This window comes from Bacillus sp. EB106-08-02-XG196, from assembly GCF_013396335.1.
Classification (GTDB): domain Bacteria; phylum Bacillota; class Bacilli; order Bacillales; family Cytobacillaceae; genus Neobacillus.
Genome location: NZ_JABWSY010000019.1, coordinates 74,677 through 87,542, shown reverse-complemented (window position 1 = coordinate 87,542; position 12,866 = coordinate 74,677). Strand labels below are relative to the sequence as shown.

Below are 12,866 nucleotides of genomic sequence, written 5' to 3'. Positions count from 1 at the left end.
AGTACAAGCATATAAATGAACGAGTAGGATAAAGGAGGCTCGTTCATTTTATGCGTGTTTCAAATGTAACTGTCCGTAAGAGGTTAATGATTGCATTGTTCGTTGGAATTCTTATCTTTTTAATCATTGATGTCCGACTTGGTTATGTTCAGTTTGTACTGGGTGATATGTTGACCGGTCAAGCTAAAGGTTCTTGGAGTAGAAATATTCCTTTTGAACCAGAGCGCGGCGAGATAATAGACCGTAATGGTGTCCCGTTAGCCACAAATGTTAGTGCCCCAACTGTATATGTAGTACCGAGACAGGTTAAAGACCCTGCTGGAACTTCTGAAAAACTGGCCGCTGTGTTAAATATTCCTAAGGAGAATGCATATCGACAAATTACCCAGGGTGAATCGATTGTAAGGATAAAAGAAGGAAGAAAAATTTCTCATGAAAAAGCAAAAGAAATCAGGGCTTTAGGACTCGAAGGTGTTTATATTGGTGAAGATTCAAAAAGGCATTACCCGTTTGGGAGTTATCTTTCTCATGTTTTAGGATTTTCCGGAGTGGACAACCAGGGGTTAATGGGATTAGAACTTTACTATGATAAAGAGCTAAGCGGTGAAAGAGGATCCGTTAAGTTTTACGCTAATGCCAAAGGTGAAAGAATGGATGATATGGCTGACGACTACGAGCATCCTGTTGATGGTCTTGATTTAAAGCTTACAATAGATACCAAAATTCAAACTATTATTGAGCGAGAGCTTGATATTGCGGAAGCAACATATAATCCAGATGGAATTATTGCGATTGCGATGAATCCAAATAATGGGAAAATTTTAGGGATGTCAAGTAGGCCAACGTTTGACCCAGCAAATTTCAGGAATGTTCCTCAGGAAGTATATAACCGGAATCTTCCCGTGTGGTCAAGCTATGAGCCGGGTTCTACTTTTAAAATAATCACTCTTGCTGCTGCTCTCGAGGAAGGGAAAGTGGATTTAGAAAAAGAACATTTTCATGATCCAGGTTCAGTAGAGGTTGCGGGTGCAAGGCTGAAATGCTGGAAACGAGGCGGCCATGGCAGCCAGACATTTTTAGAAGTCGTCCAAAATTCATGTAACCCGGGATTTGTGGAACTTGGTCAAAGATTAGGTAAAGATAAATTGTTTAAATATATAAAAGATTTTGGTTTTGGGCAGAAAACAGGGATTGATTTAGCTGGTGAAGGTTCAGGGATTCTATTTAATTTAGACCGAGTAGGTCCGGTTGAATTAGCAACAACTGCTTTTGGTCAAGGCGTATCAGTAACACCTATTCAACAGGTTGCAGCCGTTGCCGCAGCTGTAAACGGCGGGATTCTTTATAAGCCATATATTGCAGAAGAGTTAATTGATCCTGTCACAAAAGAAATCGTGATGCGAAATACTCCTGTGGAGAAACGAAGAGTAATATCTGAAGAAACGTCTAAGGAAATTCGACATGCCCTGGAGAGTGTTGTTGCACAAGGTACTGGTTTCAGGGCTTTTGTTGACTCCTATCGAATTGGCGGTAAAACAGGAACAGCACAAAAAGCGCAAAACGGAAGATATTTGGAAAATAACTTTATCGTTTCGTTTATGGGGTTTGCCCCTGCAGATGATCCAGAAATCGTTGTATATGTGGCTGTAGATAATCCCAAAGGCGGACTTATCTTCGGGGGAACCATAAGTGCTCCAATCGTTGGCAGTATAATGAAGGATGGTCTTATGGCGATGGGAGTAAAACCTAGAAAAGATCAAATTGAAAAAGAATTAAGATGGCCGGACACGGCACCCATTACACTTCCTGACTTAACGGGTTTAACGAAACTTGAGATTACTGAACAGCTGTTAAATCTTAAAATTGACGCAAGTGGTGAAGGTGATATTGTAGTAAGGCAGTCCCCTGAGGCCGGTACAAAAGTAAAAGAAGGTTCAACAATAAGACTTTATTTTGGGAAAGAGGAATAAAGAAAGAGTTAAAAAGTTCTATCAGTTAGGCGGCCGGAATGATTTCCGCCGCCTGTTTTTTTGAAAAACCAAAGGATAAATGGAATTCTACTTGGTTTTGCTGTAAAATAAGGTGAATCTTTTTAAGAAGAAATTTTCATGTAAAAAATTGTTATTTTTGCAAAAGGCAAGAGAGGATTTGAGATTATGAAACTTCATGATTTACTTCAACATTTGCACCTCCTCGTTCCTTATCAAGGGACGGATCCTGAAATTACATCGATTGAAAATGACAATCGTAAGGTGCAAAAGGGAAGTTTATTTATTTGTATTAAAGGATATACCGTCGATGGACATGATTATGCTGAATCTGCAGTGAATAATGGAGCTGCCGCAGTACTAGCTGAGCGGGCACTAGCTCTTTCTGTACCCGTCATAATTGTTAAGGATGCAACTAGAGCGATGGCAGTATTAGCTGATGCTTTTTATAACCATCCAACAAAAAAGCTGCATTTAATCGGAATCACAGGTACTAACGGGAAAACAACTACTAGTCATCTAATCGAAAAAATATTTTCTGATGTAAATCGGAGCACAGGGTTAATAGGAACCATGTATACAAAAATAGGCAGCCAGAAGATTGAAACTAAAAATACAACGCCAGAAAGTTTAATCCTTCAAAAAGGTTTCCAACAAATGCTTGATGCTGGTGTAGATACAGCAATAATGGAGGTTTCATCACATGCCTTACATTTGGGGAGAGTCCATGGTTGTGACTACGATATAGCAGTTTTTACAAACCTAACCCAAGATCATTTAGATTACCATAAAACAATGGATGACTATAGGCACGCTAAGAGTTTATTATTTTCCCAGCTTGGAAACTCATTCGACGTGAATAAACCTAAATTCGCAATTTTAAATGCTGATGACTCTGCTTCTGAAATGTATCGAAAATCTACGGCGGCTCATGTTGTGACCTACGGAATTGATAATGAGGCAGATTTTCATGCTAGAAATATTAAGATGACTTCTGCGGGGACTTCATTTGAAATAGTATTAAAAGAGAAGAGTTATCCAATCAACATACAGTTAATTGGAAAGTTTAGTGTTTATAATGTTTTGGCTAGTATCGCTGCTGCTTTTGTTTCAAATATTTCGATGGAGGTAATTATTGAATCTATTGAAAGTGTTAAAGGGGTAGACGGAAGATTTGAGCTTGTAAATGCAGGACAAGAATTTACAGTTATTGTTGATTATGCGCATACACCAGATAGCTTAGAAAATGTGTTGAAAACGATTCGAAGCTTTGCGAAAAAGAGGGTTTTTGTAATCGTTGGATGTGGTGGCGACCGGGATAAAACAAAACGGCCTTTGATGGCGGAAATTGCCTGTCGTTATGGTACAGATCCTATTTTTACCTCGGATAACCCTAGAAGTGAAGACCCTATAGCAATATTAGGAGATATGGAAAATGGTGCCACAGGGGAAAACTACATCACCATTCCAGATAGAAAAGAGGCAATTGTTAACGCAATTAACCAGGCTGCTGAGGGTGATGTAATCCTAATTGCAGGTAAAGGTCACGAAACATACCAGATAATTGGCAGTAATGTTTATGATTTTGATGACCGAGTCGTTGCTCGGGAAGCTATCGAGGAGAGATAGAAATGTATTTAGCTTTTAATGATTTAGTAACATTATTCCCAGACTTTAAAGGTGTAAAAGAGGCGGATCATTTATATTTTATGGTTTCTGACAGTGCAGGTATAGTGCAGACAAGAGGTTTATTTATCCCATTAAGCGATGATTCAGGGGAACTTTTAGATGCCATCGCAAATGGAGCCATTGCAGCGGTTTGGGATAAAAAGAAACAGATACCTAAATATACTCCAAATCACTTTCCCATCTTTTTTACTGAAAATCTGACCTCAGGAGTCCTAGATCTTTTACGATTTTATTTTGAAAAAATAGACGGAGATAATAGAGAGAAAATGAATATGACCAATTTCGCATTTTTTAATAAAAAACTTCTCAAAGAAAATAAAGAAACATATGATATAGCTGTAATGTTGGAAAAGATATCTATGAAGAATTCGAATAATAATGTAGAAGGGAGGGGATAAAATGCTGGAGCAAGTTATTTTTTTCACAATTTTAATGGGCTTCCTGATTACCGTATTGCTTTCTCCAATTTTTATTCCCTTCTTAAGAAGGTTGAAATTTGGACAAAGCATTAGGGAGGAAGGTCCCAAATCCCACCAAGTAAAAACAGGTACCCCAACGATGGGCGGAATCATGATATTATTTTCCATTATTATAACCACTCTTGTCATGACTGGAAAGTTTTCTGAACCGACTGTTAAAACCTATTTACTTATTCTTGTGACATTTGGATTTGGTTTACTTGGATTTTTGGATGATTTTATCAAAGTCGCATTAAAGCGTAATTTAGGTTTAACTTCTAGACAAAAACTTTTAGGGCAAATTATTATTTCAGTTATTTTTTATCTTGTTTATAAAGAAAATGGTTTTCCTACGGAAATCACTATCCCAGGTAGTGATTACTCCATTGAATTAGGCTGGTTTTTTGTATTTTTCATTGTTTTTTGGCTTGTAGGGTTCTCAAATGCAGTCAATTTGACAGATGGACTCGATGGATTACTTTCAGGGACTGCCGCGATTGCTTTTGGTGCCTATGCTGTCCTTGCTTGGAATCAATCGCAAATGGAAGTGGCAATTTTTTCAGTTGCAGTAGCTGGGGCTGTTCTAGGGTTCCTAGTTTTTAATGCCCACCCTGCAAAGGTGTTTATGGGGGATACGGGGTCACTCGCACTTGGTGGTGCGATTGCTACCATAGCAATTTTAACAAAGTTAGAATTATTGTTGATAATTATAGGTGGAGTATTTGTCATTGAAACCTTGTCTGTTATTTTGCAGGTTATCTCTTTTAAAACAACAGGTAAAAGGATTTTTCGAATGAGTCCGCTCCATCACCATTACGAGCTGCTTGGCTGGTCTGAATGGAAGGTTGTTGTTACATTTTGGAGTGTTGGTTTAATATTAGCGATACTAGGTATCTATATTGAGGTGTGGTTATAATTGAAGCAGATAAATACTTATCTTCATAAAAAAATTCTTGTCCTTGGACTGGCCAAAAGCGGGGTAACTGCTGCTGCTCTATTACATAAGCTTGGTGCATTCGTGACGGTAAATGATAAAAAACCATTATCAGAAAATCCAGAGGCGCGAGGGTTATTAGAGCAAGGTATTAAAGTCATTTGTGGTGAGCATCCTGTTGAACTGCTTGATGAAGGATTTGAACTCATCGTTAAAAATCCCGGTATTCCTTATCAAAACCCAATCATTGAAGGGGCTATTGAGAAGGGAATACCTGTATTAACTGAGGTGGAGCTTGCTTACCAAATATCTGAAGCACCTTTCATTGGTATAACAGGTACAAATGGAAAGACGACCACGACAACTTTAATTTTTGAAATGTTGAATGCAGGTAATAAGATGCCTTTAATTGCCGGTAATATTGGAACGGTAGCTTCTGGTGTAGCGGAAGAGGCGACGGCGGAAAATAATATCGTTATCGAGTTATCATCCTTTCAATTAATGGGAATAGAAACATTCAATCCTAAGATAGCCATTATTACGAATTTATATGATGCTCACTTAGATTATCACGGTAATAGAGCAGAGTATTTTAAAGCAAAAGCGAATATAACCAAAAATCAAACGGCAGCAGAGTACTTTATTTATAATGCAGATCAGCAGGAAGTGATGGAAATTGCTGAACAATCCCGAGCTGCTGCTATACCATTTTCGACAAAGCGTGTGATGACGGAAGGTGCTTACATTAATGAGGGCTGGATTTGTTTTAAAGGCGAAAAAGTAATGTTAGTAGATGAAATCGCACTTCCTGGTGTTCATAATCTAGAAAATATCTTATCCGCTATGGCAGCTGCAAAGTTAACCGGTGTTAAGAATGAGTCCATACAAAGTGTTCTTAGAACGTTTACAGGAGTTAAACACCGTCTACAGTACGTATCAGAAATTGCGGACAGAAAGTTTTATAATGACTCTAAGGCAACAAATATACTTGCAACTATACCCGCGTTACAAGCTTTTAAAAATCCAATTATTCTGCTTGCTGGCGGCCTTGATCGCGGAAATGAATTTGATGAGTTAATCCCATATTTGAAAAATGTGAAAGCATTAATTACTTTTGGTCAAACTGCAGCGAAAATTCAGCGGGTAGGGGAAGAAGCAGGAATAAAACAAATAAACACGGTCGATAATGTTGAAAAGGCCGTGCCTGATGCTTTTGAATATTCAGAACCAGGTGACGTGATTTTGTTATCTCCTGCATGTGCAAGCTGGGATCAATATAAAAGTTTTGAAGTCAGGGGAGACATTTTTATCGAAGCGGTGCATAAGCTTAAGTAAGGGCTTGTCCAACGAAAAGCGGAAGCGACTTGGTCAAGGAAAAAAGTAGTTCATTTTTTCCCAGGAGCGACAGGCATAAGACGAGCCAACGGGAAGGTTGTTCTTTAACCTTCTCGTTGGATTGGCTTATGACCCCGAGCTCCTAGTCGCTGGAGCTGGACAACATCGAAGCCCTAAAACTTGCTATTCGAGGTGTTAGGTGTGCCGACAAAGAGAACAACTCCTGATTTTATATTATTAATTTGTACATTTACGTTATTAGCAGTAGGGCTTATTATGGTGTATAGTGCAAGTGCGGTATGGGCGGAATATAAATTTGATGACTCGTTCTTCTTTGCAAAAAGACAAACGCTATTTGCGGGTGTTGGAATAGCAGCCATGTTTTTTATCATGAATATTAATTATTGGACATGGAGAGAATGGTCAAAGGTCATTTTGATAACATGCTTTGTGCTGCTAATACTCGTACTCATTCCAGGGGTTGGTAATGTTCGAAATGGTTCGCGAAGCTGGATTGGCGTAGGTGCCTTCTCCGTTCAGCCATCGGAATTTATGAAGCTTGCTATGATTGCTTTTTTAGCGAAGTTTCTTTCTGAGAGACAGAAGTTGATCACATCCTTTAAAAAAGGGCTGGTGCCTTCTTTAGGCCTTGTATTTATTGCCTTTGCCTTGATTATGCTCCAACCAGATTTAGGTACTGGAACAGTAATGATTGGCACCTGTGTAGTGATGATATTTATTGCAGGTGCTAGAGTGGGACATTTTGCTTTATTAGGTTTAATCGGATTAGCAGGATTTGTAGGTTTGGTTGCTTCTGCACCCTATAGGATGAAAAGGATCACCTCTTTCTTAGACCCTTGGCAAGACCCTTTGGGTAGTGGTTTTCAAATTATTCAATCGCTCTATGCAATTGGTCCTGGCGGCTTATTCGGTCTTGGACTTGGTGAAAGCAGACAGAAGTTCTTTTACTTGCCTGAACCACAAACTGACTTCATTTTTGCAATATTAGCAGAAGAACTAGGTTTTATTGGCGGTTCCTTCATTATTCTTTTATTTGCATTGTTGTTATGGAGAGGAATACGTATCGCCCTAGGGGCACCCGATTTATATGGAAGCTTTCTGGCAGTTGGAATCATTTCAATGGTCGCCATTCAAGTTATGATAAACGTCGGAGTAGTAACTGGTTTAATGCCTGTTACTGGAATCACTCTTCCCTTCCTAAGTTATGGCGGATCTTCCCTAACCTTAATGTTGATGGCAATAGGTGTTTTATTAAACATTAGCCGTTATTCTAGATATTAATTTACCCTGTTTTGATGCAGGGTTCTTTTTATTTATTTCCTTTATTAGTTTACAATTAGATAACATTCTTTTTGCAATCCTTACGTTCTGTTAATTTTATAGTAAGATAGGATAAGAAATGAGCGTAAAGCATTTTTTAATTTGAGGTGGACATATGAAAATAGTAGTAAGCGGCGGTGGAACTGGAGGACATATTTATCCAGCTCTTGCACTCATAAGGGAAATACAAAAAGAAAATAAAGATGCGCAAGTTTTATACATAGGAACAAAGAGCGGTCTGGAGAGTACATTAGTTCCTCGGGAAAAGATACCTTTTAAATCCATCCATATTACCGGATTCAAAAGAAAATTATCCTTGGATAATATTAAAACGATTTTAAGATTTTTAAAAGGTGCTAGGGACAGTAAAAAAATGTTAAAAGAATTCCAGCCTGATATTGTAATTGGAACAGGTGGTTATGTCTGTGGGCCAGTTGTATTTGCAGCTGCTAAATTAAATATTCCAACCATTGTCCACGAGCAGAATAGTGTTCCTGGGTTAACTAATAAATTTTTAAGCAGATACGTTAACAAGATTGCTATTTGTTTTGAGGAGGCAAGAGAATTTTTTCCAAAGGAGAAAGTGGTGTTTACGGGTAACCCTCGGGCTTCCGAAGTCATTGGGCAAGATGGCATTAGGGGAAGGCTTTCGACAGGATTAAGTACGACAATGCCAGCAGTATTAATTTTCGGGGGCAGTCGTGGTGCAAGACCCATCAATGATGCTGTAGTTAAGGCGCTCTCTGAATTTGGTGAAAAGCCCTATCAAGTACTCTATATTACGGGTGATGTTCATTATGCTGATGTACAAAAAGAAGCTGAACTTGTTGGGAATCCAAAAAACGTTGTGATTAAGCCTTTTATTCATAACATGCCTGAGGTTCTGGCAGGGATTGACTTAGTTGTCTCAAGAGCTGGTGCAACGACACTTGCTGAAATCACTTCATTAGGAATTCCGAGTATTCTCGTGCCAAGTCCTTATGTCACGAATAATCATCAAGAAAAAAATGCAAGGTCACTAAGTGATCACGGAGCAGCAGAATTACTAATCGAGAAAGACTTAAATAGCAAAAGTCTCATTCAACATATTGACAAAATCCTGTTAGACCAAGAAAATCTAAAAATGATGAAAATAAAAGCAAAAAACTTAGGGGTGCCGGACTCTGCTGATAGGCTATATAAACTAATGAAACAGCTAGTCCAAGGAAAACAAAAGTAGCCCAATACAGTTTTCAGCATAAACTAAAACTATACGTTTGTTTTGAAAGATAGGGTGATAGGAATGGACGGATTATTAATAGAAATTCAAGAATTAAATATTGGCAAAGTGAAAAGAAATGAACTGCTATCCCAGCATACAACCATGAAAATTGGAGGTCCAGCTGATCTCTTTATTGAACCTTCATCATTGGAAAATATTCAAAAAGTAATGACCTTCATTAAGGAGCATAAACTTCCTTGGAGAGCTATTGGCAGAGGATCAAATCTTCTTGTTTCTGATAAGGGGATTGAAGGTGTTGTAATAAAATTAGGTTCTGGGTTAAACCATCTATCCATTAATGAGTCCACTATTACGGTTGGAGGAGGACATTCTTTAGTCAGCTTATCAACATTAATTTCGAAGAAGGGCTTGTCTGGACTTGAATTTGCAAGTGGTATTCCTGGATCAGTTGGTGGAGCAGTATACATGAACGCAGGAGCACATGGTTCTGATATTAGTAAGATTTTAACAAAGGCACACATATTGTTTGAAGACGGGTCCATTGAATGGTTGTCTAATGATGAAATGGAGTTCACCTATAGAACTTCGGTCCTTCAAAAGAAACGTCCTGGTATCGTACTTGAAGCGGAATTTAAGCTGGCAATGGGTGATAGGACTGTTATTGTTTCGCAAATGCAAAAAAACAAAGATTATCGTAAAGAAACGCAGCCATGGAATTTCCCATGTGCAGGAAGCATTTTTCGTAACCCGCTGCCAAATTATGCCGGTAAATTAATTGAGGAAGCCGGGTTAAAAGGTTTCCAAATTGGCGGAGCAAAAATATCTGAAATGCACGGAAATTTTATTGTAAATGCCGGTAATGCAACTGCCAAGGATGTACTAGATTTAATTCAGTATATTAAAGATAAAATTGAACATTTATTTGGAGTTAAAATGGAAACTGAGGTAGAAATTATTGGTCGAAAGTAATAAGAATTAGTCGTACTTATTACAAATTTTGTGGTATAATTACTCATTATAAATATGGAAAAAAACTGAGAAAATGAATGACGGCATGATTTTTCGTGCCGTTGTTTTCGCTTTTTAGGCAGGAAAAGCGGGTAGATATCATAGGTTTTCTTTTAGGACATGCTAAGCGTTATTCTTAATGGAGGGAAGTGTATGGATAAAGGTAAGATTGTCGCTCTTGAGGATAGAATTCCAAAGCTTAAAGAGCAAAGACGTCGTAAAGCCAACAGAAGGCTTATTTTTCTTCTATTTTTGTTCTTTACCATGATTGCCGTCGTCGCTTATGTACAGTCGCCATTAAGTCATGTTAAAAAGATAACCATTAAAGGTAATGATCTACTGTCAACAAATGAAATAATCAGTACCAGTCATTTATCAAAAAAGACAAATATTTGGAGTGTAAAGGAAGATTCAATTGCTATAAATCTCCAAAAGGTGAATGTTATTAAAGAGGCAAAGGTAAAAATTGTATGGCCTAATACAGTAATGATTGAGATTGAGGAACGAAAAAAAATTGCATATCTCGAGTCAGATAACTCCTATTACCCTGTTATGGAAAACGGAAAAATCCTTAAGGATAGGGTAGTTGCTGAACTACCTGTCAATGCACCCATTCTCTTTAAATTTAAAGAGGGAGCTATCCTTAAAGAAATGGTCTCTGCCCTTGAAGAGCTTCCGGATGAGGTTCTAAACGCAATCTCTGAAGTACATTATACCCCGAAAAAAACGGATCAATATCATATTTCTTTATTCATGAATGATGGTTTTGAAGTAAGTGCCACATTACGAAGTTTTTCGGAAAAAATGATCCATTATCCTTCAATCATTAGCCAATTAGATCCGAACAAAAAGGGGATTATCGATTTAGAGGTAGGTTCATATTTTAAGGCCTATGAATTGGAAGCGGACGAATCGGAGGAATCAGAAATTGAGAATGATAAAGGTGAAGGGTAAGCATGTAATATTATCCCTTGTATGCCTTGTTCTTGGGTTTATGATTGCATTTTCTTATCACTTTACTCAAAAAGAAATAAAGCAAAAAAACACAAATTTAACAAGTAAACAATGGGAAAAAACCTTAGACCTAAGAAATCAACTAATAGAGATTGAGGAATTGAATCGGAGATTACAAAAAGAATTAAACCGGAAGCAAGATAAGGTATTAGAAAACGAAAAAGATCTTTCAAAAGAAGCGGAAGCCTATTCAAACCTTGCCGAAGATGCGGAAAAATACCGAATGTTCTTAGGTAAAGTTAAGGTTAAGGGACAAGGTGTAATGGTACAGCTGTCAGACGGGGCCTACGATCCAAAGGAAGAAAATATTAATAACTATCTGGTCCATGAACACCATGTTTTTAAAGTTATTAATGAACTTTACATCTCAGGGGCTGCTGCCATTGCCATTAATGGCCAGAGATTAACAAGCCAGTCTTATATACTATGTGACGGACCTGTTATTACGGTTGATGGAATTCAACATCCAGCACCGTTTGTCATTACAGCTATTGGTGACTCTGAGGTATTGGCATCTGCATTAAACCTTACCGGTGGTGTGAAGGATCAACTCGTTAACGATAATATTGTCTTTACCCTGGAAAAACAGAACGAAATTATTCTGAATCCCATCTTAGGAAATTCATAGAAATTAAATATGTCCACATTAGATAAATTTAAAAGGTAAGGTGAAAAAAGTGGACAAGCATAAAAAAAATATTAGTTTTATTGCAATATCCACAGTAATTGGTTTTATGATTGCCATTCAGTTTCAAACTGTAAAAGAACCGGTCGAACGCGATACTCGTGATTTGTGGCAGCTGCGGGAGGCTTTGCTCCAAGAAAAGGAATTGCAATCAGAGTTGGTAAGTGAAATTAGATCCATTGAAGAAAAATTACTTGCCTATGATTCCAAGCAAAAGCAAAGTAAGGAACAGGCTTTAATAGATACGATTGAAGAACTGAAAATTGAAGCCGGATTGACGGAGGTTCAAGTTCCAGGTTTAAAGTTGAAAATTGACCCTATTTTGGAGGAAATCCAAATTGGGGCACCGGTTTCAAAGGAAGTTTCACCTGAACTGTTAAAAAGATTATTGAATGAATTGAATATGTATGACGCCATGTATATATCAGTAGATGGTCAAAGAATTATCAATACTACGGTCATTAGAGATATCAATAATGAAACAAAAATTGATGGTCATGCATTAACAAGTTTACCAATAGAAGTTAGGGTCGGTGTAGAAAGTATTGAAACAGCTGAAAAATTATACAATCGGATAAAAGCCTCAAAAGCAACTGAGGAATTTTTCACTGAAAACCTTAAGCTGATTATTTCTGAACCAACTCCTGAGGTTACCATCCCCGCATATGATAATCCTATCCGGATTCGATATATAGAGTCATTGAAAGCGAATGAAGGAGGGAATACATAATGTGGCTGCCTTTATTAGGATTAATTATTGGAGTACTCCTTGGTCTATTAACAGATATAAGGATTCCGGAAGAATATTCTAATTATCTATCAATTGCAGTTCTGGCAGCGCTTGATACATTATTTGGCGGCATAAGAGCGCATCTGCAAAATATTTATGATGAAAAAGTTTTTGTTTCTGGGTTCTTTTTTAATATTTTACTTGCTGCAAGTTTAGCTTTTCTAGGCGTTCATCTTGGTGTAGACTTGTATTTAGCAGCTGTTTTCGCATTTGGTGTACGCTTATTTCAAAATATAGCTGTAATAAGACGAATATTATTGACAAAATGGTCAACAAGCAAAGAAAAAATAGAAAAAATTTGATTTTTTTAAAGGGAATTATTTAGTTGTGACGAATAATTTTATAAGATATAGGTACGTACTTTTTTATAAAATATCTTGTGAAATATAAATGTTGTTCGAC

At 37.5% G+C, this 12,866-nt stretch carries 11 protein-coding genes and 1 pseudogene; all 12 read left to right on the top strand.

Going from position 1 to position 12,866, the window contains the following annotated elements:
• Positions 1 to 50 precede the first annotated feature (50 nt).
• The 12 genes and pseudogenes from MLOOGBEN_RS24650 to MLOOGBEN_RS24595 all read left to right on the top strand — a co-directional run bounded on the left by MLOOGBEN_RS24650 (position 51) and on the right by MLOOGBEN_RS24595 (position 12,789).
• On the top strand, positions 51 to 1,970 hold the full coding sequence (locus MLOOGBEN_RS24650; RefSeq protein ID WP_179160932.1) for a stage V sporulation protein D: 1,920 nt from the start codon (positions 51 to 53) through the stop codon (positions 1,968 to 1,970).
• Positions 1,971 to 2,156: 186 nt separating this feature from the next.
• Positions 2,157 to 3,617 carry a UDP-N-acetylmuramoyl-L-alanyl-D-glutamate--2,6-diaminopimelate ligase gene (locus tag MLOOGBEN_RS24645; protein WP_179160931.1) on the top strand — a complete coding sequence of 487 codons (1,461 nt, stop codon included), beginning with the start codon at positions 2,157 to 2,159 and terminating at the stop codon, positions 3,615 to 3,617.
• Positions 3,618 to 3,619: 2 nt separating this feature from the next.
• Complete coding sequence (locus MLOOGBEN_RS24640; protein ID WP_179160930.1) at positions 3,620 to 4,075, top strand: hypothetical protein; 456 nt, start codon at positions 3,620 to 3,622, stop codon at positions 4,073 to 4,075.
• 1 nt (position 4,076) lies between these two features.
• Positions 4,077 to 5,051, top strand: a complete 975-nt coding sequence (mraY, locus tag MLOOGBEN_RS24635; RefSeq protein WP_179160929.1) for a phospho-N-acetylmuramoyl-pentapeptide-transferase — start codon at positions 4,077 to 4,079, stop codon at positions 5,049 to 5,051.
• On the top strand, positions 5,052 to 6,404 hold the full coding sequence (murD, locus tag MLOOGBEN_RS24630; RefSeq protein WP_179160928.1) for a UDP-N-acetylmuramoyl-L-alanine--D-glutamate ligase: 1,353 nt from the start codon (positions 5,052 to 5,054) through the stop codon (positions 6,402 to 6,404).
• Between the two features lie 201 nt (positions 6,405 to 6,605).
• Positions 6,606 to 7,706 carry a stage V sporulation protein E gene (gene spoVE / locus MLOOGBEN_RS24625; protein WP_179160927.1) on the top strand — a complete coding sequence of 367 codons (1,101 nt, stop codon included), beginning with the start codon at positions 6,606 to 6,608 and terminating at the stop codon, positions 7,704 to 7,706.
• Positions 7,707 to 7,860: 154 nt separating this feature from the next.
• Entirely contained in the window at positions 7,861 to 8,964 is a 1,104-nt protein-coding gene (gene murG, locus MLOOGBEN_RS24620; protein ID WP_179160926.1) for an undecaprenyldiphospho-muramoylpentapeptide beta-N-acetylglucosaminyltransferase, read from the top strand.
• 63 nt (positions 8,965 to 9,027) lie between these two features.
• Positions 9,028 to 9,936: a UDP-N-acetylmuramate dehydrogenase gene (murB, locus tag MLOOGBEN_RS24615; RefSeq protein WP_179160925.1), complete on the top strand. Its 909-nt coding sequence runs from the start codon at positions 9,028 to 9,030 to the stop codon at positions 9,934 to 9,936.
• A gap of 192 nt (positions 9,937 to 10,128) precedes the next feature.
• Positions 10,129 to 10,929, top strand: a complete 801-nt coding sequence (locus MLOOGBEN_RS24610) for a cell division protein FtsQ/DivIB (RefSeq protein WP_179160924.1) — start codon at positions 10,129 to 10,131, stop codon at positions 10,927 to 10,929.
• On the top strand, positions 10,910 to 11,617 hold the full coding sequence (locus MLOOGBEN_RS24605; protein ID WP_256989261.1) for a DUF881 domain-containing protein: 708 nt from the start codon (positions 10,910 to 10,912) through the stop codon (positions 11,615 to 11,617). The genes MLOOGBEN_RS24610 and MLOOGBEN_RS24605 overlap by 20 nt, the downstream gene beginning before the upstream one ends.
• Before the next feature lie 49 nt (positions 11,618 to 11,666).
• Positions 11,667 to 12,404 (top strand): DUF881 domain-containing protein, encoded by a 738-nt coding sequence (locus tag MLOOGBEN_RS24600; RefSeq protein ID WP_179160922.1) that lies wholly within the window; start codon positions 11,667 to 11,669, stop codon positions 12,402 to 12,404.
• A pseudogene (locus MLOOGBEN_RS24595) lies at positions 12,404 to 12,789 on the top strand (small basic family protein). Before MLOOGBEN_RS24600 ends, MLOOGBEN_RS24595 begins: the two are co-directional and overlap by 1 nt.
• Positions 12,790 to 12,866: the final 77 nt, after the last annotated feature.